Source organism: Rhizobium sp. Leaf384 (genome assembly GCF_001424065.1).
Classification (GTDB): Bacteria; Pseudomonadota; Alphaproteobacteria; order Rhizobiales; family Rhizobiaceae; genus Ferranicluibacter.
In genome coordinates this window covers 779,696-800,456 of the sequence record NZ_LMQE01000001.1, presented here as the reverse complement: position 1 = coordinate 800,456, position 20,761 = coordinate 779,696, and the positions used below count along the sequence as shown (strand labels likewise).

The window sequence follows — 20,761 nt, the reverse complement described above, 5'->3', positions numbered from 1 at the left end:
GGACTTCTCCGGATGGCGTGCCGGACAAAGTCCGGTGGTCGTAAAGGATAGAGTTGGAGAGGCATCCAGCTATGCCTCCGATGGCAGCAGACGGGCGCTACGTCTCCCGAACGGTCAACACACCATTCCCTTCGAGCAGAACCTGATCCTCTCGCAGTTGGTTGATTCGCGAGAGAATGAGCTCCCGCAGTTGCCCGCTGGTCGACTTGAAGCCGAGCGCTCGAGAGACCGCGTTGATGGCTTCTTCGCTCGTTGCGCCGAAGCTCTGGCGAAGGATGACCTTCAGGCCCTCGTCGATTTCCATCGGCGGCAGCATCTCGATACGGCGCAGGCTGAGGGATGCGACATAGGAGCGGTCCCGGAAGGGAACGGGAGCGTCTGACCAGAGCAGGAAATCTCCGTCACGCTGGATCACACCCGAGGTGACGGCGACGGCGATGGCGTTGCCGACATGGGTATCGATGCGATGCCCGGAGCGCTGCAGGCCCCAGGCCGTCCTGATCCGCGTAACGACCTCGTCGCGATGAACCGGGCTTTCGGCTTCCACGGTCTCCGTCACCAGCTTCACCATCTTCCCCGTGGGCAGCTCGTGGAGCTCACCATCGATCACGGGGCGAAGGTCCGCCTGTTTATAGTGGCGATCCACCTTCGGGGCATTGCTGTGCTCCAGTCCGATCTCCGTCACGTCGGTGCGCTCGACCGTCACGATCTCGACCGGCACGGCCCTCGCCGAAAGGGCGTGATCGGCTGCGCCGGACTGGGCGTCTGCCTTGGCGCGCTCGATGGCGGCGACGAGACGTTCGAGCTCTGCCTTGGGGCGCTGGAACCAGTCGCCGCTCCAGATGCGGTGAATGGTCCAGCCGTGGTCCTCCAGCACCGCTTGGCGCAACCGGTCGCGATCCCGCGCCGAGCGTGAACTATGATAGGAGGCGCCGTCGCATTCGATGCCGATGAGATAGCGGCCGGGCACTTCGGCGTCGGCAACCGCAAGATCGATGAAGAAGCCGGCAATGCCGACCTGCGGATGCACCTGATATCCCTTCTCCAGCAGGGCTGCCGCCACCTGTTCCTCGAACACGCTGTCCATGTCGCGTCCGCTCCGCTCCGCCATCGAGAGACGGCCGGTCCGGGCATAGTGGAGGAAGAGCTTGAAGGCGAAGATGCCCTTGCCCTTGCCGCGTTCAAGATCGATGTCCTCATCGGTGATGGAAGCGAACACCTCGCAGCGCCGCTTCGCCCGGCTGATCAGAACGTTCAGTCGCCGCTCGCCGCCTTCGGCGCCCAGAGGTCCGAAGCGCATGCCCATGTACCCCTGCGCATTGCGCGCATAGGCGACCGAGATGAGGATCACGTCGCGCTCGTCGCCCTGCACGTTTTCGAGGTTCTTGATGAAAAACGGCTCGTTCGGATGGGCATGGAAGAAGTCTTCCGTCTCCGGGTTCAGCCGACGCAGCAGCTCGAGCTGGTCCTGGATTTCGCGACGCTGCTTGATCGAGAAGGCGGCGACGCCGAGCGACAAAGCGGGAAACTGCTTGGCATGGCGAATGATCGCTTCGGCAACGACCTTCGCCTCGACCTTGTTGACGCTCTCCTCGAACACGCCGCCCGGCACATGGTGGAAGCGCAGCCCCATGCCCGCTTCCTGTGTGTAGGGGCTGGGAACGATGAAGAGCTTGCTCTCGTAGAACTGGCTGTTGGAGACCGCGATCAGCGACTGGTGGCGGCTGCGATAATGCCAGCGCAACATGCGTTCGGGCAGGCCGCGCGCGGAGAAGAGGCCGAGAATGCTTTCGATATCGGACACCTGCGCGCCATCGGCATCGTCGTCATCCTCTTGCGAACCTGACGTCATCTTCGAGAAGAACTTGGTCGGCGGCAACTGCCGCTCGTCACCGACGACGACGACCTGATTGGCGCGGGCGACGGCGCCCAGCGCGTCGATCGGCTGGATTTGACTGGCCTCGTCCATGACGAGGAGATCGAACTGGAAAAGACCCTGCGGCAGGAACTGGGCGATGGACAGCGGACTCATCATGAAGACGGGTTTTAGCGCCTGGATGGCCGGTGCCGCTCTCTGCATGAGCTGGCGGATCGGCATATGCTTGCTCCGCCTGGCCATTTCGCCCCGGAGAACGCCGACCGGGCCGATGCCGCTGATACCAGGCAGGCGCTTGTGGTGCGCGCGCACGACCTCCAGCCGCGAGAGCGCCATGCGGTCGCGGTCCAGCTGCGCGAATTCGCCGACCAACCGTCCATGCACCTCGCCGTCGAAGCGTCCGATCTCCGGATCGGAGCCCGTCTGGTGACGAAGCAGGGCCTCGTAGAAGGCCATCTCGAAATACGGAATAACGGCGTCCGGCAGGACCCGGCCGTCGTCAAGCCGCGCCACGATATCGCCGAGCCCGGTTTTAGATGCTTCCTCGGCGCGGCCCTTATAGGCCGCCCACTTCGAGAGTTGCTCCTCTGCCGCGCGCCAGACGGAAAGGCGCTCGGACAGGATCGGCAAGGCCACGGAGACCAGATCGTCGGTACCGAACACGATGACCCGATTAACCACCAGTGCCTCGAAAAGGGCATCGAGGTCAGCGGTCAGGCTTGCGGCAAACGTGCGGCCCTTGGCGGCACTCTCCGCAGCGCCCTGTCTGTCGTCGACCTGCGAGGCCGCAACCCGGATATCGGCATTCTCGCGTGTCCAGTTGAGAGCACCCGCAAGAGCGGCCCAGTCGGACGCTTCATCCTGCCAGAGTGACCGGAACGCAGCGTGCCCGATGGGAGTGCGTTCTGTCAGTTCCGTCCTCAGACGCCTGGCGGATGCGAGCATATCCAGCAGCGCCACCCGTGCGTCAACGGTTTCCAGAGGTCGTTTGACGAGCGGAGCAAAGGCCTTGTCCGCTTCGCTCAAGTCGCGGGCTGCCTTGGCGGCAGTGACAAGGCTGACCTCGTCGACGCTCAGCGCATCCGGGAAGAGCCGTGCGGCCTCGTGGCCAATGCTCGTCCAGAAGGCCTGAAGCAGCCGGCGCGCCTCGTCCAGCTGGTCTTTCAGCTGCTCGCAACGCGATGATACGGCACCCTTGTCGGAGAGACGGCTGGCGATCACGCGCGCTTCGGCACCGACACCCCGCAGGCTGCGCATCCAGAGAACAAGGTTCTCCAGCGGCTTCGGGTCGGAACGCTCACCCCGCCAGTCCGCGCCAAACGCGGATCGGCCGAGTCCATCACCGTCCCGCACGATGGCACGGGCATCCTTGCCCTTCTGCAGGAGATCGAGCAGCCGAACGGTCTCATCCGGCGTGATCTCACTTGGAAGCACGGTTTTCAGCAGCGCGCGCGCCGCCCGCCAGTCGCCGCTTGTGAACCGGAGCAAGCGCTTGCCATGGACCGCGATGGCCATGCGGGCAGGCGCGAGATCGAGGTCCCAAGCCTGATCGGCAATCTTGCCGGAAAGCTCCGCCCTGATCTGGCGGAGGGTCGCGACAGCTTCCGCGAGATCGCTCGCCTGTTCGAGTCCCCGTTCCCAGATGGCGGCGACAAAGGCGTCCGGGCTGGCATCAGGCGCTTCGGCAACGCGCTGGCCGATGACGATCAGCCGGTCGATCGAGCCGAGGGTTGGCGAGGCGTTGACGCCGAGCAGGCTGCGCAGCGCCTGGGCCGCGTGAAGGAACCGGGGAAGGGTTGCATCCAGAGCGTGAAGATGGCCGAACGCCTCCTGCGGAAAGCCTTCCGGCAGCCGCGAGAAGGCGAGTCTCAATGTTTCCGTCTCCGCCGTCCATGCGAGCGGCGTCACGCTGTCGCCCAGCCTGTCCGTCAGCGCCTTGTAGGCGCTTCCGTCCTCCACGAGACGGGCGACGCCGACGCTGTCCATCTCCCAGATCGGATCGGCCAGCGCCTTGGCCGAGAGGTTTTCAGGGCAGGTGGCGATCCGCTCCGCAAGCTCCGCCTCGCGCAGAAACGCCGCGACGGAGGAAACCTCGGGCCGGTGAAGCCGACCGCCCAGGTCGGAAGCGGCAAGCCGGAAACGCTCAATACCTTCGGCGGCACCGTAGATCCGCGTCATCAGCCGGTCTAGATCGAGCGGACTGATGCCTGTGAGGCCGATGCCATGCCATGGATGGTCGATGGGCCGTCCGATATCCTTGATCCGCTCGCCCAGTTCCAACAGGAGGGCCGCGATGCGCATGTGCGTCTCGGGCGTCCAGGTCGTCGCGATCGGCAGCGCGATATCGGATGGCGGAAGGCCGGCACGCCGAAGGCGCGCGAGATGCCCCGTCACCTGATAGGGCGAGAGATTGTAGGGCTGGTGGACGCGATGAAGCCGTTCGGGATGGGCGTTCAGCCTGTCGCGCACCTCCGTCAGCCGTTCGAGCAGGATGGCGCTGCGATCCCCTTTGGGTGCACCGAGCTCCCAGGTCTGGCGCAGTTCCCCGAGAACGGCGCGCTTGTTGGCCTTGTTGCTGTGAAGTTCCAGGCACGCATCCCCGACGCCGGCCTGATCGAGACGTCGTTTGACCACCTCAAGAGCTGCCATCTTCTCGGCCACGAACAGCACGGTCTTACCATCCGCAACCGCCGCGGCGATAATGTTGGCGATCGTCTGCGACTTGCCCGTTCCTGGCGGCCCCTGGATCACCAGATCGCGGCCTTTGCGGACTTCGTGAATGGCCACCGTCTGCGAACTGTCGGCATCGACGATATGCGTCATCTCGGCCGGCGAGATGTGAGGGTCGATCTTGGCGTCTTCCGACAGCAGCGCCTCGGTGCGCGAGAACCCGTTCGACACCAGCGAGGTGATCAGCGGCCGATCCGTGAACTTCGCATTGGCGGGCCAGAGGGCCGGGTCGAGGTCCCGGTACATCAGGAACTTGGCGAAAGAAAAGAACCCGAGAACGATATCGTCCGTTTGCACCGACCATGTCGGCTTGATCGCGATGCTTTCGGCAACCTTGGCCGCATAGTCCTCCAGCGAGAACTCGTCGGATGGCTCGAAGTCGGGCATCCTGATCGTATGTTCGCGCTCGAGATAGGCCTGGAGCGAAAGGTTGGACGAGAAGTCTTCGGCGCGCGCCTTCAGCCGGAAGCGCTCGGCCGCCGTCCCGCGCTCCAGCGACACCGGAACCAGAACCAGCGGGGCATAACGGATATTGTCCGGGTTCTTCGGGTCGATCCATTTCAGCGTCCCGAGACCGAGGAAGAGAATATTGACGCCCTGTTCCTCCTCGAGCGTCCGGGCGTCGAAATAGAGATCGAGCAGCCTTTTCTGCAACGCTGCCGGCGTCATGCGCGTCTGGAGCTTCGTATCCGCATGACGCACGAGCCGGCCGCTCTCGTCGCGATCGTCGTCGTCCGGTAGCGCCAGTTCGATCAGCTCTTCTTCCGTGCCGTCTTCACCCTTGACCGCACGCCCCTTCGCGCCGGCGAGAAAGGTCATCGCCTTGGCCTCCGTTACGAGGATGCGAAAAACCTCGGAAGCGCGTTCCTCTACGATGTCGATGGTCTTGGCGCTCTTGGAAAAGCGCGGGACGTTGAGCAGCCGGTTGCGGGCCGAGAGATCGAGCAGCTCCATTCGTGCGCGTTCGATCTTGGCCTCGACGGACAGGCTGCTGGCGAAAACGGACGCCTCGACCGCATTCGACCCATCAATGCTTCGCTCGTCCATGGCCTGTCTCCCCGTCCACCCGTTGTATTTGATGAGACAAAGAGCGAGGGGTGTCTAGTAGGGCGTGTAAACAACCACACAATTCCCGCGCAAATTTAGCCCCCCATGAGAAAATGAAAAACATCTAATATACAGAGGCTTGTGCCAGGTGCCGCCCTGCCGATGAGAACTTTGGCGAGCCAATGTTCGCCAATACAACCGGATTGTGTCTCCTGCCGTATTTCTACCCTGTGACTTTGTAATTTCCGTTAGGGAACTGTGAACCATGGTGCAAGGGCGGCATGACCGCACCGGGCACATGACGATGCCACCTTGAAACAACCTTACCGTGGCTCGGACATGACAAGCATACTGACCAATACATCGGCCATGGCCGCTCTCAGCACGTTGCGAAGCATCGGTTCCAGCCTCGCTGGCGAGCAGGGAAAGATATCGTCCGGTCTTCGCATACAGACCGCTGCCGACAATGCCGCCTACTGGTCGATATCGACGACCATGCGTTCGGATCAAAAGGCGATAGCCACAGTTCAGGATGCACTGGGACTTGCCGCTGCAAAGGTCGATGTTTCCTATTCGGCGATGTCCGCTGTCAAGGATGCGCTCGACGAGATCAAGACCAGGCTGATTGCGGCGGCAGAGCCCGGGGTGGACAAGGCGAAAATCCAGAAGGAGATACGCCAGTTCGCTCAGTCGACGCGCGATATCGCCGATTCCGCTAGTTTTGCAGGCGAGAACTGGCTGAACACGGACATCTCGGGTTTGATCGATACGACGCTGCCGAACCGTTCGAGCACGCTCGTCGCCTCGTTCAGCAGGTCGGAATCCGGCGGCGTCGACATCGGCACGATGACTGTCGATCACCTGGCAACGTCGTTGTTCAATAAAGAGGGCGGCGGAATTCTCGAGCCTGACCCGAGAAGCCCGAAATCGATTGCCGGTATCCGGACCTTTTCATCGGCTCAGATTGGAGAACCTGGTTACTCGCCCACGGGGTACACGACAGGCCGTGCAGGGAGTGGCTACACGGGATGGCTCGATTTTGCTTTTTCGGGGCCTCTCGACTTCGCAACCGCAAGCGACCGAATGACGTTCGATCTGATGCTGGACGCTGAAGACCCGTCGTCGCCCAGTCCGGCACCCTATGCGCCAGGAAACTCCTATTCCATCACGATCGACCGCGGCGTGGTGGACAGCGTCCTTCCTGCAAACGCGGGAAAGATCAACACCAGGTTCGAGATGGCCGACGTGCTCGATAGCCAGATCAGAATCCTTGGTGCTGAGGCTTACGCGTATCATTACTCGAACCCGGCTCTCAACATCTCCTCAGACCCGATCTATAACAGGTTTTACCTCTCTTCGCGGGAGATGAACGACCCCAACGGATCGGCCATCCAGATATCCAACTTCGTGTCGACGGTCGGAAGCGGAGGGCTGCATGACGACCTGGATTACGGGGAGCGCGGTTCATCGCTCAACCTGACCTTCGAGCCGTTCGAAGTTTATCATTCCGTGGAGATCACGTTTGATTTCAACTTCAACGAGGAGACGCCGACGTCCCACCGCATCGACCGCGCCTTGGTCAATTCCGTTCTGGGAACGACCGACGGAAAGATCGAGACGTCGGCGCAATGGGCGCAAATTCTCAACACGTTGATTACGCGCCCGGACACCTTCATCGAAGCAACAAATGCGAACACCGTTTCGGTGAGAACCGACCCCGATGTGGACCGGCAGAACGGTTCGCGGACGGGCGTTTATTTCCGGGATGTCGCCGTCAACATCGAGCCGATTCCTCAGGTCGGCATTTTCGACATTGACATCGTTGGTCATCCGGAAGCGCTGAAGAAATACATCGTAGACGTCGACCTGATGAGCCAAAAGGTCATCGATGGTGCGGCAATGCTCGGCGCCCTGAAGGCGCGGGTGGATCTGCAGACGCGTTTCACAGAGACGCTGGTCGAGACGATCGGCAAGGGCATCGGGCAACTGGTCGATGCGGATATGAACGAGACGTCGGCGCGGCTCAAGGCGCTTCAGGCTCAGGAACAGCTCGCCATCCAGGCTCTGGCCATCTCCAACGCTGATGCCGGCAACATCATGAGTCTCTTCCGCTGAACCTCGCGTCACAGGGGTGATGAGGGTTCGCGGGTCTATCGTCCGCGATCCCCGACCTGCGTCCGATCGACATGCGTCCGATCGAGATGCGTCGCGATCAGCATGGCGACCAGATGCACCGTGTTCCGCGCGCCGTATCGTTCCTTCATCCTCTCCAGCCGATGTTCGACCGTGCGGTGGGAGATTTCGAGCGTTACCGCGATCTCCTTCGCCGTCGCGCCCTCGATCAGCAATTGAATGATCGCTTCATCGGCAACGTCGAGCGTCTCCCGATGTTGCGGCGAACTGAGCAGAAACTGGGCGTAGGACGACGAGATGATCCACTCGGGCCGGCCGGCATTGCGCTGGGGGATCAGAATGCGGTCATAGCCGAGATTGACGCCAAGGAGGCGGGTCTTGACGAGCTCCATGGCGGGCTGTTGTGTCTCCAGCACCTGCTGGAGGCGCGGGATGACGGCGTCGCGCATGTACGACTGGTCTTTGAATTCGCCGACGTAACAGTCGGCGAAAATCTTGTTGATGTTCAGGATGCGAGAGGTAAACCCGGAATGCCGGATCGCCTTCATATGCCAGTCGAGGGGATTGTCACTGTTGATCGAAAAAACCGTCAGTCGCATCTTCATGGACAACAGGTCGAGGATGTCGCGGTAGATGATGGCCGCAGCCGCGGGCTTCTGAGCGCTTGTCTGAAGCCAGGAATCGAGCATTTTGCGCGTGACCGCGTTGAAGGGTGTTTCTTTCGCCATGACCAACCAGAGATTATCGAATGCAGGGCGACTACACCTAAAAATGGGTTGCTCGGCAATAGGTAAAGAAACTCTTACCGTGTTTAGACACCGGAGAATTACGGCCTGAACGGGAATTCAACGCGCTGGCGCATAGAGTAGAGAGAGCGTCCCATCCGGCGCTCGAACAGGCGAGCGCTGCTCGCCCAAGCGCGCTCACCGCCGTCACCAAACAAGGCATCTGTCCCGCAAGCCGTCGGCCCGTGGCATTTCGCAGAAAATGATGATGTCCCGAGAATAACCCCGGACTGTGTCGCCGACATGTCTTGAAAGACTGTCTGACACTGATATCCGGTGATCAGGATGTATGAACCTTCTCAAGGGCTTGAAAAGAGGCCGGTTCCCCGGCTGGGAATCCTGGCGCGCCCAGCCACCCTGATGGTCCATCCTTCGCTGAAAGACCGCACCGGCGGCGTGCCGGGTGGTTTGCGGGCTCGCCCTTCCGCTCAGGCTGCCCGGTTCAGCAAGGCGTTGCGCACGACGCCGCAGTCGCTGTTCTGGGTCGAGAGGAGCGTCGCCGGATCGACGAAGCCGGTGGTGACGCCCAGCGCCTGGGCAGCGGCCCAGCCCCAGTTGTCCTGCGCCATCTGGAGAAGGCGCGGTCCTTCCGCAGCGATGCAGGCGCGCCCGGCCTGGATGAGCTCTGCCGAGGGCATGCCCTGCAGGCGCTCCAGCAATTCGGTCTGCAGGGGGGTAACGACGAAGATGGCAAAGAGGGTGCTGATGAAGTCGGACAATCCTGGTCTCCTGTCTGGAGATCATAGATGGTTAGACATCGTGCAGATACAAGGGCCAAACCGGACGCCGGCATGAGGACCATACGGGGTGCAAACGGGGACATACGCGAGGGCACGCACGGGGCAGAGACAAGGGGGCAGAGCTGGACGGAGACAAGGGACAGAGACAGAGACAGGGGACAGAGACAAGGGCAGAGCTCGGTCATGCCTTGGCGGGCGACGGGCTTTCCGTCGCCCGCGCGGCGCTTCCGGCGGCGCGGCATGCCTGTCGACCGTATCTTCCGCAAATCGCAGCCCGGCCGTCGGACACGGCACGGCGTGCCTGTCCTGCCGCAGCCAGCTTTTTCGGCTGGGGAACGGGGTATGAGGAGCAGCAGGAGAGGGGAGGTGCGCGGCAGTGGCGGAGGTGCGCGCCAAGCGGCAGGAGGTGCGCGGCAGCAGCTGGAAGCGAGCGGCAGGCGGTAGGGGGGGCGGCAGCGACCGGAGGCGAGCGATAGGCGGTAGGGGGGCGCGGCAGCGGCCGGAAGCGAGCGGCCAGGCGGCAGGCGGGCGCGGCAGCCGGCAGTTATAGGAGACAACAGGCCGTCAGCGACCGCCGGGAGGCCGGGCCAGCGGCCAGCAAGGGGCTGTCGCGGTACGCGCAAGGCTGCGTGGTTTCAGCCGACACACCGGGACCAGCGCCACGCGGCGATCCAGGGGCGGCGCTTGCCGCGGTCCGGGATGGGCGTTTTGCTGGCCAATCCAGGATCGACGCCGTGCCGGTCCATGCGGAGCGGCGATGCCTGCGTCTGGGAACCGGCACCCCGCCGGGGCCCGGGATCTCTTGCGGGCGATCCGGGATCGGCGCTTACAGGCAACCCGAGATTGACGCTTGCCCGCCAATCCGGGATTGGCGCGTGCTAATCAATCCTGCGTCGGCGCGTGCTAATCCATCCTGCGTTGGCGCTTTGCCGGCCAGGCTGGAGCCGGGGAGCCGGCCTTTGGCGGTCAAGCGCGGCCGAGCAGGAACGTCAGGCCTTCTTGCGGGGCTTGGCGGTCTTCTTGACGGGGGCTTCGGGGGCGGGCTGGCTGGCCTCCTGGGCGATCCGGGCCTGCTTCAGGCGCTCGGTCTTTGCGCGGCGCTGGGCGGCTTCGACCTCGATGATGGAGCGGGATGCCGAATCGGTCTGCGTCGCCTTGGCATTGGCGGGGCGGGCTTCGGTCTTGAACAGGCGATCGGCGGGAACCAAGGCGTTCTCCTTTGAGAAGATGTGGGGCGTCGAGGGCCGGTCGGCCACGATCGCAAAGTCTGTTGTCGGTCTCGAGCCCGTCCGCCGGATGCATGTGCCGTTCGGCGCGGGGCGCACGGCCGTCCCCGGGTCAGGGCGCGACCGGGTCTTAAGGGTCGGGACGTCGGTTCGCGCAGTCCCGGGTGGGGTGCGTCTTCGTCGAGCGGACCTCCGTCTGCCTGTCCGGCGCCGGCATCCCGCAATCATAGCAGCATCTTACCGCATTCGAAAACAAACCGGAAGCGCCGCGCGCGACATACAGGATGGCGCGTGGCCCCCGCAGATGCGTCGCTGGGTCGCAGCCGATGGCCATGCGCGGTCAAACGGCACGGGCCGCCCGATCTGCCGACCACGATCTGCCGACCCCGATCTGACGACCCCGATCCGGTAACCCTCATGCATGTCGCCCAAACCTGTGCAGCGGTTTCGGGAAACGACATGCATCACAACAAGACCTTGAAGCGCGTTGCGTGACTCCTTTTTCACGCCAAGCGCTTTAAAGAGGGAGCGAAGCGCGATGGTGCGGGAGACGGGCATAAAAAAAGGCCGGGAAATTCCCGACCTTCTCGATATCGTCTCGACGGTTTCTGCCAGTACATCCGTGGTCAGGCGCCGGAAACGAAATTCGGCCTATTAGGCTGCAGACAGGTTGTCGGCAGCGCTCTTGCCGCTGCGACGATCCTGAACGATTTCGAAGTTGACCTTCTGGCCTTCGTTCAGCGAACGCATGCCGGCGCGCTCAACAGCCGAGATGTGCACGAAAACGTCGCTTGCGCCGTTGTCCGGAGCGATGAAGCCGAAGCCCTTGGTTGCGTTGAAGAACTTTACGGTACCTGTTGCCACGACGTGATTCCTTTTCAATCGTGATGAAGATGCGCTCGCAACGTGCGGGCGGTGATAGATCGACGTTGAAAGAGAAGATTGAACGGCGCGTTGCGCGGGAGCAAAGCTCAAAATGCAAGATCGATAGACATGAGATAGACGATCCCCCCGACAATTGCAAGACGTCGGCAATAATTTGCAAGAACGCCGGCGGATCCCGGGCCGGCAACACCAAGAAAATCCCGGACGAATCCCGGCCGCAAGCCGGTTGCGCCATGCGGCAGACGAAGCGCTTGGCCGGAAAACCGGCCGCCCGCATCCGGTGCGGCCGGGGGTCTTCTTCCCTAGCACCCCCGTTCGCGCGAACGGGGGCCTCGATCTGGCCTCGATCCTGGCCTCGATCTTGACGTTGGTTTTGGGGCTTCGTCCGGAAGGAGCCCCCCGGGCGGGCGCCTAGCGCTTGAGGCTGCCGAGGATGCCGCGCACCAGCGCCCGGCCGAGCGAGCTTGCAACCGTGCGCGCCACCGTCTTCATGGCAGCCTCCACCACGGTTTCCCGCTGATAACCGGTGCTGCGCGGCCGCTCTGCCGTGCCCGCGCGCGTCGGCTTCCGGCTCCTTCCGGCGTCATCGTCAGCACGCGGCCCGGCACCGGACGCCGCATCGTCGCCGAAGCCCGGCAGCGTCCAGCGGCGGCGGGCAGGGGCGTCCTCCCCCTGTGTTCCGTGATCTGGTGTCCCGTGCTCCGGCGTTTCGTCGTCCGGCGTCGCCGCCCGGCGCGCCGCGTCCGCCTGCGCGCTCGCCCGGGCGGCGCGGGCGGCGAGGATCTCGTAGGCCGATTCGCGATCGACATCCTGGTCGTAGATGCCGGCCACCGGGCTCAGCGCCATCACCTGCGCCCGCTCGGCGTCGGTCAGCGGGCCGACGCGGGCCGATGGGGGACGGATGAGCGTGCGCTCCACCATGGAGGGGGATCCCTTGGCCTCCAGCGTCGAGACCAGCGCCTCGCCGGTCGAAAGCTGGGTGATCACCGCGGCACAGTCGAAGTCGGGATTGGCGCGAAAGGTCTCGGCGGCGGTCTTCACGGCCTTCTGCTCGCGCGGCGTATAGGCGCGCAGCGCGTGCTGCACCCGGTTGCCGAGCTGCGCCAGCACGGTTTCCGGCACGTCCAGCGGGTTCTGCGTGACGAAATAGACGCCCACGCCCTTCGAGCGGATCAGCCGCACCACCTGTTCGATGCGCTCCAGCAGCACCTTGGGCGCGTCGTTGAACAGAAGGTGCGCCTCGTCGAAGAAGAACACCAGCCGCGGCTTGTCCGGGTCGCCCACCTCCGGCAGTTCCTCGAACAGCTCCGACAGCAGCCACAGCAGGAAGGTGCCGTAGAGCCGCGGGTTCATCATCAGCCTGTCGGCGGCGAGCACGGAGATCGTGCCGCGCCCCTCGGGCGTCACCCGCATGATGTCGGTAACCTTCAGCGCCGGCTCGCCGAAGAAATGCTCGGCCCCCTGCTGCTCGAGAATGAGAAGTTCGCGCTGGATGGAGCCGACGGACGCCTTGGAGATCAGGCCGACGGTGGCCGAGAGCGCGCTGGCGTTCTCGCTCATATAGGTCAGAAGCGCGCGCAGATCCTTGAGGTCGAGCAGCGGCAGGCCGCCCTCGTCGGCGATCTTGAAGGCGATGTTGAGCACGCCTTCCTGCGCGTCCGTCGCGTTCATCAGGCGGGAGAGCAGCAACGGCCCTATCTCCGACATGGTGGTGCGCACGCGGTGGCCCTTTTCGCCGTAGAGATCCCAGAAGATCACCGGAAACTGCGTAAGCTCGTACGGGTCGAGCCCGATCTCCGCGGCGCGTTTGACAAGGAAGTCCTTCGGCTCGCCGCGGGCGGCGATGCCCGAAAGGTCGCCCTTGATGTCGGCGCAGAACACCGGCACGCCGGCGCTGGCAAAGCCTTCGGCGAGAACCTGCAGCGTCACCGTCTTGCCGGTGCCTGTGGCGCCCGTCACCAGTCCGTGGCGGTTGCCGTATTTCAGCGTGAGATATTCGGGCCGGTTCAGCGTGTCGTCCGGTTTGCGGCTCGTGCCGAGGTAGAGCATTCCGGGCTGCAGCAGTGCCATGTCGGGATCCATTCGCTTGTTGTGCCGGGATAGTATACGTTGTCGGCAACCAGACAAGCACACTGTTGCCCTGGGGTGGGGACCGCCGCCCCAAGGCAGGGACCGCATGCGCTCGTTCGGCATGCCCGCCCCGAGACGCTGGCCGGTCCGCCTCGCGGGTGCCAGCACGCGGTTGAAAACCGCTGCGAACCGCTTGATTTCTCCGCCTATCCCTTTACGTTGACGTGAACGTTATTCGCTGCCGAGGAGAAGAGCATGAGCGAACTGGTCACCCGCGTATCCGACAATGTCGGCATCGAGCCGGACAGGGCGGAAAAGGCGATCGGCATGATGTTGGGCTTCCTGCAGCGGGAAGCCGATGCCGGTCCCGTGGCCCGCATGATCGAGGCCGTGCCCGGCGCCCCCGATCTCGTTGCCCGCTTCAATGGCGAAGGCGCCAAGACCGGCCTGCTCGGCAAGGTCATGGGCGCTGTCGGCGGCGGCGTCATGGCGCTCGGCCAGCAGCTGATGGGCCAGGGCCTGTCCATGGGCGAGATCACCGGACTTGCCAAGGAAACGCTCGCCTACGCCCGCGAACATGCCGGCGACGAAACGGTCGATGCGGTGATCAACTCCGTCCCCGGCCTCCGCCAGTTCGTCTGACCCAATTCGTTTGAGCCGGATCGGCTGCCCCGCAGGGGCCGCATCCACCTCTCACGCAAGGCTGTCCCGCCGCAGGTCTTCTGACCCGCGGCGGGTTTTTGTCGTTCGGGTCAGGCCGCCGCGTCCCAGGTCGGGGCGAGATGGCCGGGATTGACGATCCGGCCGTCGGGGCGGGCGAGAGCGTGGATGGCCTGCATCTCCTGCGGCGAAAGGTCGAAGTCAAAGATCCCGAGATTTTCCGCAAGCCGGGCTTCCGTCGACGTCTTCGAGAGGGCGATGACGCCATCCTGCTGGACCAGCCAGCGCAGCACGACCTGCGCGGCCGTCTTGCCGTGGCGGCTGCCGATGTCGTTGAGCACGGCATCTCTCGGCACCTGGCCGTCGGCCATGGCGTAATAGGCCGTGATCGACTGGCCGAGGTCGCGCGCCGTCTCCAGCACCTTCGACTGATCGATATAGGGATGATACTCGATCTGGTTCGTCACGATCGGCGCATCCGACAGGCGGCTTGCCGCCCGCATCGCTTCGGTGTTGAAATTGCTGATGCCGATATGGCGAGTCTTGCCGGCCTTCACGGCGGCGTTGAGCCCCTCGATCTGCTCTTCCAGCGGCACGCTGCTGCCCCGCGGCCAGTGCAGCAGCAGCAGGTCGACATGATCGGTCTTCAGCTTCGTCAGGCTCTCGTCCACCGACTGTGCAAAGCTCGACCGGGCGTATTTCTCCGGCCAGACCTTGGTCGTCAGGAAGATCTCGTTGCGGGACACGCCGGATTGCTGGATCGCGGTTCCCACCTCTGCTTCGTTGCCGTAGATCTGCGCCGTATCCACGTGGCGGAAGCCGCGCTGGATCGCTTTCGGCACGATGTCGAGGACTTCGGGTCCGGGCATGCGGAAGGTTCCAAAACCGAGCGCGGGGATCTCGGCACCATGGGCGTTGACATGTTTCATGACGATGGTTCCTCTGTCGAAGGGCCCCGCGCACGGTTCGGCAGGGGCGGGGAAGGGCAGCACTCATCCTCTACAAGAGGATGCTGACATGCATGTAAGGGATTCATTCATTTGTCTTTCGAGAGCGTCGCACGCGCGCCGCTCCCGAAGAGACCCTAATGTCGCGGAGCCGTGGAGGTTCCGCAAAAGCGGTCAGGCACAGACCGGGGCCGCAGCGGGCGTCCGGCGGTCGAGATGTCCGCTGACGAGCGTCAGGCCGAGCGCCCCGAGCACGATGAGCGCACCGACCCAGGGCGTGGCGCCGAGGCCGAGCGGGGAGGCGACGGTGAGGCCGCCGATCCAGGCCCCGACGGCGATGCCGAGATTGAAGGCGGCAATATTGAGCGCCGAGGCGACGTCCACGGCGGCCGGGCGCTGCTGGCGGGCGAGTTCCACGACGTAGAGCTGCAGACCCGGCACCGTGGCGAAGGACAGGAAGCCGAGCGCCGTCAGGGTGACGAGCGCGGGGATCGTGGTGCTGGCCGTCCAGGTGAGCGCAAAGAGAACGAGCGCCTGCGCCGTGAACAGGGCGGCAAGCGCCTTCACCGGATGGCGGTTGGCCAACCGGCCGCCGGCCAGGTTTCCGGCCGCGATGGCGAGGCCGTAGAGCACGAGGACCAGGCTGACGGCGGAGGCGGAGAGGCCGGTGATCTCTTCCAGAAGCGGCGCGAGATAGGTGAAGGTGACGAAGGTCCCGCCATAGCCGAGCGCCGTCATCCCGAAGACGAGGAGCAGCCGTCCGCTGCCGAGAACCTTGACCTGGTCGAGAAGCCTGGCCGGCGGGCTGGACGGCAGATCGGCCGGCAGCAGGACCGCGATGGCGGCGAAGGCGACGGCGCCAAGACCGGCGACGGCGGCGAAGGTGGCCCGCCAGCCGAAGGTCTGTCCGATCAGCGTGCCGAGCGGGACGCCGGTGACGATGGCGACCGTCAGCCCCATGAACATCATCGCAATGGCCGAGGCGCGGCGGTTTTCGGGCACCAGTCCTGCCGCGATCGTCGCGCCGACCGAGAAGAACACGCCATGTGCGAAGGCCGAGAGAACGCGGGCGACGAGCAGGATGCCGTAGCCCGGCGACAGCGCCGCCAGCGCGTTGCCGAGGATGAACAGCGCCATCAGCCCGAGAAGCAGCGGCTTGCGCGCGATGCGGCCGGTCAGTGCCGTCAGGATCGGCGCGCCGAAGGTGACCCCGAGCGCATAGATCGAGACGATGAGGCCGGCCATCGGCAGTGTGATGCCGAGATCGCGGGCGACCGTCGGCAACAGACCGACGATGACGAATTCCGTGGTTCCGATCGCGTAGGCCGCGATCGTCAGGGCGAGAAGGGCAAGGGGCATGAGCGGCCTCCATGGGGTGCGGACGGGAGGCGTCGGCGCTGCGAAGGCGGGCGACGCGGAATGGCCGAAGATATAGGCGGTGCCCGCTTGTGCGATAATCCGGCCTATCGGATAATCATCTGTGATTTTGTTTCATAGATAGGAGGGACGCATGGACAACCGGGCGGGCGAGATGGAGGTGTTCGTCGCGGCCGTCGACGGGGGCGGTTTTTCGGCGGCCGCGCGCAGGCTCGGGCTGTCGCCATCGGCCGTGAGCAAGCTCGTCGCCCGGCTGGAGGACCGGCTGGGAACGCGGCTTCTGGTGCGCACCACCCGCACCCTGCAGCCGACGCCCGAAGGCGAGCTTTACCTCGCCCGCGCCCGCGCCATTCTCGCGGACATCGACGATGCCGAGCGTCTGGTGACCAGCGGCGCCCAGGCCGTTCCGCGGGGCCTGTTGCGGGTCAGCGCGCTGATGGCCTTTGCCGAGCGCTTCATCCTGCCGCTGGTCGGTGAGTTCCGCGGCCTCTACCCGCATGTGCGGCTCGATCTCTCGCTCAGCGACGACGTGGTCGATCTGGTCGGAGACCGCACGGATATCGCCATCCGCTCTTCCGGCGCGCTCCGGGACACGTCGCTGAAGGCGCGAAAGCTGCTCGACAGTCATCGGCTCCTTGTCGCCTCTCCCGACTATCTCTCTCGCCACGGGACGCCGCAGGCGCCGGACGATCTTGCCCGGCATGCCTGCCTCGGCTTCAATATTCCCGGCATGCGCACGGAATGGCCTTTTCTCGACCCGCGAAGCGGCGCGACGGTGCAGCGCCCGTTCGAGCCGGCCGTCCTTGTCAACACCGGGGCCACCATGCGCCGCCTCTGTCTCGACGGCGTCGGCATCGGCCGCATCGGTGCCTTCCACATCCAGCCGGATGTCGATGCCGGGCGTCTCGTGCCGATTCTTCAGGCGCATCGCCCGGCCGACCGGGAAACCATCCACGCCGTCTTTGCCAGCCACGAGCATCTTGCAGCCCGCATCCGCGCCTTCATCGATTTCCTGGTCGCCCGCATCGACCCCGCCTGAGACTCCGCCGGGGGCCGGCACTGGCGCCGGGGCCGGGGCCGAAAGGGAGAGCGGGCGACAAAGGGCCGGGGGAGCAGCACCCGACAGCAGCACCCGACAGCATTAGAAGGGGAGCAGCATCAGAGCCGAGTCTTAAGGGAAGCAGCAGGAGAGCAACGCGGTTGCGCGCCGTGATCGCCTGTGGCAGCAAGGCAGCGCAGCATCGATGTTGCCGTATCGTCTTGACAGACGCCCGGCTTCGGCCTTCGATCCCGTCGGGAGGAGGGTTCGATGTCCGCAAGGAAACCTGCCTTCATGTCCGCACTTCCCCCTGCATCCCGATCGCCCCGCGCACGACAGCGGCAGATGTCGCTGACCCCGGAGCTGGTCGCGCTCTGCTATCGCGACGAGCCCGATCCCGGCCTCGATGCGCGGCTGACGCCGATGGAGGACGCGGATTACCGGAGACTGGCTCTCGAGCTCGATGCGCAGTCGCACGGTGCGCCGCTCTGGGTTTTTGCCTATGGCTCGCTGATCTGGAAGCCGGAGTTCGAGCCCGTGGAAAGCCGCCGCGCCACCGCCTATGGCTGGCACCGCGCCTTCTCGCTGAAGATCGACCGCTGGCGCGGCTCGCCCGCGTCTCCCGGGCTGATGATGGCGCTGGAACGGGGCGGGCGCTGCGACGGCGTGATCTACCGCCTGGCGGACGGCGATCGCATCGCCCAGATCGAGCGCCTGCTGCGCCGCGAACTGTCCTCGCGCGAAACCATTTCCACCGTCCGCTGGATGCCGGTGCGCACGCCGGAAGGCCCCGTCGACGTCCTCGGTTTCTGGCTCGGCTCGACCGGCCACGACGCGGTTTCCCGCCTGCCGCTGGAGGAGGTCGCCCGCATCCTGGCGCGCGCCTGCGGCCATGTCGGCTCCGGCGCGGAATATCTCTACAACACCGTTCTCCACCTCGAAGCCGTGGGAATCCACGACCGCAATCTCTGGCGCCTGCAGGCGCTCGTGGCCGACGAGATCCGCGCGCTATACGGTGAAGGCGGGGCGTCGACGCCCGTGTCGCGCGAGGCCGAAGCCGCGCTGGAGGCGGCACCCGTCAAAGAGGTCGGCGGCGGGAAGGCTGGCGGCCCGGCCTGAGCCCGGTCCGGTCGAAAGGTTGGGGACTGAGACGATCACGGGCCAACCGGCCGAAGGCGACGTCGGTGCCTTACAGTCCCGGCAGCGACGGCAGGTTCGCGAAGGTCTGGAGCGTCGACAGCAGCCGGCCGTGATCGTAGGGCTTGGGAAAGAACACCGCCCGGTCGGGCAGCTGCGCCACGGCATTGGTCACCGCGCCGGAGGTGATGATGATCTCGATCGGTGGCCAGCGGTCGCGGATGGCGGCCGCGAGCTTCAGCCCGTCCATGCTGCCGGGCATGTCGATGTCGGTAAACACGATGCGGATGTCGAGGCGGGTTTCGAGCAGATGAACGGCCTCGTCGGCATTGCTCGCCTCCATGACGGCGTAGCCGGCCTCCTCGATCAGGTCCACCGCCATCATCCGCAGAAGCGGTTCATCCTCGACCACCAGCACGACCGGCGGCGACGTTTTGGATCCTCCGATCATCTCAGGTGTCCCGACATGCAGGGGCGAGCGGCGCGGCGACACCGTGTGGCGTGAGATGGTATGGAAGGCGTGCGATCATGGATCACGATATCTTGAGCAAAAGGCGTAGTCTGTTTTGAGCCGCGGCGGCGAAGCAGGCAAGCAGTTTCATGCTTCGGCCGTTGTTTCCCTGTCATCGTTCTGTATGAAACCGCGAAACGCAATAGCTAGGTTTGTGTTCCCGCGGTTACGCTGGCACGTCTCCCTTGCGCACCGCGACCAGAAACAACCTGGGGAAGCGCAAAAGGACGCGGCCGTCGGAAAGGGGCGGATACGCCTTTCGGATACGCTCCAGGTACCGCAAAAGAAATTCTTGCCGGAGCGCCTCGGGCAGCGGCGCGAGATAGGGGCGCAGGCCTGTCCCCTTGACCCAGTCGACGATGGACTCCGCCCCGGTGAGGCGGTGATGATAGATCGTGTGCCACACATCGACGCGGTCCGCGATCGGCGACAGAAGGTCGATCAGCCGCTCCGGGGTCGCAACGCCGCTCCGGTTCGGCAGGCTTGCGCCATAGGCCTCTGCAAAGATCGGCTCGGCGGCGATGTCGCGCATGGCGCGATGCGTCGGTTCGTTGAGATTGTCCGGCATCTGCACGGCAAGGACGCCCTCGCGCGCCAGCATGCGGGCGAGCCTCTCGATGCTCGCGGCCGGATCCGGCATCCATTGCAGCACGGCATTGGCAAAGATCAGCGCCGGCGGGGCGTCCGGCTCCCAGTCGGTGAGATCGGCATGGTGGAACGGAATATCGGGAAGGCGTCGCCGGGCGGCGGCCAGCATGTCCGCATCGCCGTCGATGCCGCTGAGGGATGCATCGGGAAACCGCGAGGCCACCAGCTCGGTCGAATTGCCGGGCCCGCAGCCGATGTCGAACAGCGGACCCTCCGGCAGAGGGGGGACCTGGGCCAGCAGATCGCGCGCCGGCCGCGTCCGCTCGTCCTCGAATGCCAGATATTGGGCGGCCGACCAGCGCATGCTCATGCCTTTGCCGGCTTCCAGACCTTTGCCGGAAAGCGCAGCGCCTGCTTGGCGAGCTTGCCCTTCAGCCCCAGCGCCGTGTCGCAGAGGCCGACGACATGCCGGTTCGGCTTGGCATCCGGCCGGAGCGCGTGCAGGGCGGCAGCGGCGGCGTCCGGGTCCATGTACCGCGCGAGAATGCCGAGCGTCAGCGCCGTGGAGCGACCGATGCCGCGCAGGCAGTGCACCAGGAGACGGGCATCCGCGGGCAGGCCGTCGATGAAGGCGAAGGCCGCGGTGATCGCCGGAAGGCGTGCGGCATCGCGGTCCTCCGGGTCCATCGTGTCGCCGAAGATCAGCGGCAGATGCCTGTCGTCGGGAAGGTCGATCATCGACAGGAGCTTGGTGTCCGGCGCCCGGATGGAAATGAGATGGGTCGGTGCCCAGAGCGCGCGATTGTGCCGCGCCTCGGTCTGGGAGCTCACCATCATCGAGAGGGGCCAGCCGTGCGGATGGTGGGGGTTGGGAAGCAGCACCGGCGAAAAAAGGGCATCCTCGTCCGGCTTCTGCGCTGTGCGTGCCATGATCCACCTCGTGATTCTGTGTCTGCCCCGGCCCGCAAATTAGCATCCGAAGCTGGATCGAGCAAAGTCTCCGCGGCGCG

General features: G+C 64.8%; 15 protein-coding genes. 4 read left to right on the top strand and 11 right to left on the bottom strand.

The window, feature by feature from the left end:
- Positions 1-97: 97 nt before the first annotated feature.
- A complete protein-coding gene (locus ASG25_RS03735; RefSeq protein WP_062469397.1) occupies positions 98-5,653 on the bottom strand; it encodes a DUF3320 domain-containing protein in 5,556 nt (1,851 codons plus the stop codon).
- 339 nt (positions 5,654-5,992) lie between these two features.
- Between ASG25_RS03735 and ASG25_RS03730 the strand changes: the two genes are divergently transcribed.
- A complete protein-coding gene (locus ASG25_RS03730; RefSeq protein WP_062469394.1) occupies positions 5,993-7,768 on the top strand; it encodes a flagellin in 1,776 nt (591 codons plus the stop codon).
- Between the two features lie 35 nt (positions 7,769-7,803).
- On the opposite strand, the gene ASG25_RS03725 is transcribed toward ASG25_RS03730, so the two are convergent.
- From ASG25_RS03725 to ASG25_RS03705, 5 genes are all read right to left on the bottom strand, one after another.
- On the bottom strand, positions 7,804-8,514 hold the full coding sequence (locus ASG25_RS03725) for a helix-turn-helix transcriptional regulator (protein WP_062469391.1): 711 nt from the start codon (positions 8,512-8,514) through the stop codon (positions 7,804-7,806).
- Between the two features lie 485 nt (positions 8,515-8,999).
- Positions 9,000-9,290 carry a hypothetical protein gene (locus ASG25_RS03720; RefSeq protein ID WP_062469388.1) on the bottom strand — a complete coding sequence of 97 codons (291 nt, stop codon included), beginning with the start codon at positions 9,288-9,290 and terminating at the stop codon, positions 9,000-9,002.
- A 1,010-nt stretch (positions 9,291-10,300) separates the two neighbouring features.
- Positions 10,301-10,519 carry a hypothetical protein gene (locus tag ASG25_RS03715; RefSeq protein WP_062469385.1) on the bottom strand — a complete coding sequence of 73 codons (219 nt, stop codon included), beginning with the start codon at positions 10,517-10,519 and terminating at the stop codon, positions 10,301-10,303.
- A 672-nt stretch (positions 10,520-11,191) separates the two neighbouring features.
- Positions 11,192-11,401, bottom strand: a complete 210-nt coding sequence (locus ASG25_RS03710; RefSeq protein WP_062469383.1) for a cold-shock protein — start codon at positions 11,399-11,401, stop codon at positions 11,192-11,194.
- Positions 11,402-11,833: 432 nt separating this feature from the next.
- On the bottom strand, positions 11,834-13,486 hold the full coding sequence (locus tag ASG25_RS03705; RefSeq protein ID WP_062472077.1) for a helicase HerA-like C-terminal domain-containing protein: 1,653 nt from the start codon (positions 13,484-13,486) through the stop codon (positions 11,834-11,836).
- 261 nt (positions 13,487-13,747) lie between these two features.
- Between ASG25_RS03705 and ASG25_RS03700 the strand changes: the two genes are divergently transcribed.
- Complete coding sequence (locus tag ASG25_RS03700; RefSeq protein ID WP_062469380.1) at positions 13,748-14,134, top strand: DUF2780 domain-containing protein; 387 nt, start codon at positions 13,748-13,750, stop codon at positions 14,132-14,134.
- 110 nt (positions 14,135-14,244) lie between these two features.
- Here the strand turns inward: ASG25_RS03700 and ASG25_RS03695 are convergent, their stop codons facing one another.
- Positions 14,245-15,081 (bottom strand): aldo/keto reductase, encoded by an 837-nt coding sequence (locus ASG25_RS03695; protein ID WP_062469378.1) that lies wholly within the window; start codon positions 15,079-15,081, stop codon positions 14,245-14,247.
- Between the two features lie 192 nt (positions 15,082-15,273).
- Positions 15,274-16,458 carry an MFS transporter gene (locus ASG25_RS03690; RefSeq protein ID WP_062469376.1) on the bottom strand — a complete coding sequence of 395 codons (1,185 nt, stop codon included), beginning with the start codon at positions 16,456-16,458 and terminating at the stop codon, positions 15,274-15,276.
- A gap of 151 nt (positions 16,459-16,609) precedes the next feature.
- Between ASG25_RS03690 and ASG25_RS03685 the strand changes: the two genes are divergently transcribed.
- Together ASG25_RS03685 and ASG25_RS03680 are read left to right on the top strand one after the other, a co-directional pair.
- Positions 16,610-17,515: a LysR family transcriptional regulator gene (locus ASG25_RS03685; protein WP_062469373.1), complete on the top strand. Its 906-nt coding sequence runs from the start codon at positions 16,610-16,612 to the stop codon at positions 17,513-17,515.
- Positions 17,516-17,809: 294 nt separating this feature from the next.
- Positions 17,810-18,634, top strand: coding sequence for a gamma-glutamylcyclotransferase (locus tag ASG25_RS03680; protein WP_244479305.1), 825 nt, complete (start codon positions 17,810-17,812; stop codon positions 18,632-18,634).
- A gap of 70 nt (positions 18,635-18,704) precedes the next feature.
- Here ASG25_RS03680 and ASG25_RS03675 read toward each other — a convergent pair whose 3' ends face one another.
- The 3 genes from ASG25_RS03675 to ASG25_RS03665 all read right to left on the bottom strand — a co-directional run bounded on the left by ASG25_RS03675 (position 18,705) and on the right by ASG25_RS03665 (position 20,681).
- Positions 18,705-19,103 (bottom strand): response regulator, encoded by a 399-nt coding sequence (locus ASG25_RS03675; protein WP_062469370.1) that lies wholly within the window; start codon positions 19,101-19,103, stop codon positions 18,705-18,707.
- A gap of 226 nt (positions 19,104-19,329) precedes the next feature.
- Positions 19,330-20,115 carry a trans-aconitate 2-methyltransferase gene (tam, locus tag ASG25_RS03670; RefSeq protein WP_062472075.1) on the bottom strand — a complete coding sequence of 262 codons (786 nt, stop codon included), beginning with the start codon at positions 20,113-20,115 and terminating at the stop codon, positions 19,330-19,332.
- A 2-nt stretch (positions 20,116-20,117) separates the two neighbouring features.
- Positions 20,118-20,681, bottom strand: a complete 564-nt coding sequence (locus ASG25_RS03665; RefSeq protein ID WP_062469366.1) for a hypothetical protein — start codon at positions 20,679-20,681, stop codon at positions 20,118-20,120.
- Between the last annotated feature and the right edge of the window lie 80 nt (positions 20,682-20,761).

What these genes read in the sequence shown, in the direction of transcription:
- ASG25_RS03735 (WP_062469397.1), bottom strand. Translation starts at nt 5,653, where the DNA reads ATGGACGAGCGAAGCATTGATGGGTCGAATGCGGTCGAGGCGTCCGTT.
- ASG25_RS03730 (WP_062469394.1), top strand. Translation starts at nt 5,993, where the DNA reads ATGACAAGCATACTGACCAATACATCGGCCATGGCCGCTCTCAGCACG.
- ASG25_RS03725 (WP_062469391.1), bottom strand. Translation starts at nt 8,514, where the DNA reads ATGGCGAAAGAAACACCCTTCAACGCGGTCACGCGCAAAATGCTCGAT.
- ASG25_RS03700 (WP_062469380.1), top strand. Translation starts at nt 13,748, where the DNA reads ATGAGCGAACTGGTCACCCGCGTATCCGACAATGTCGGCATCGAGCCG.
- ASG25_RS03695 (WP_062469378.1), bottom strand. Translation starts at nt 15,081, where the DNA reads ATGAAACATGTCAACGCCCATGGTGCCGAGATCCCCGCGCTCGGTTTT.
- ASG25_RS03690 (WP_062469376.1), bottom strand. Translation starts at nt 16,458, where the DNA reads ATGCCCCTTGCCCTTCTCGCCCTGACGATCGCGGCCTACGCGATCGGA.
- ASG25_RS03685 (WP_062469373.1), top strand. Translation starts at nt 16,610, where the DNA reads ATGGACAACCGGGCGGGCGAGATGGAGGTGTTCGTCGCGGCCGTCGAC.
- ASG25_RS03680 (WP_244479305.1), top strand. Translation starts at nt 17,810, where the DNA reads ATGTCCGCACTTCCCCCTGCATCCCGATCGCCCCGCGCACGACAGCGG.
- ASG25_RS03675 (WP_062469370.1), bottom strand. Translation starts at nt 19,103, where the DNA reads ATGATCGGAGGATCCAAAACGTCGCCGCCGGTCGTGCTGGTGGTCGAG.
- tam (WP_062472075.1), bottom strand. Translation starts at nt 20,115, where the DNA reads ATGCGCTGGTCGGCCGCCCAATATCTGGCATTCGAGGACGAGCGGACG.
- ASG25_RS03665 (WP_062469366.1), bottom strand. Translation starts at nt 20,681, where the DNA reads ATGGCACGCACAGCGCAGAAGCCGGACGAGGATGCCCTTTTTTCGCCG.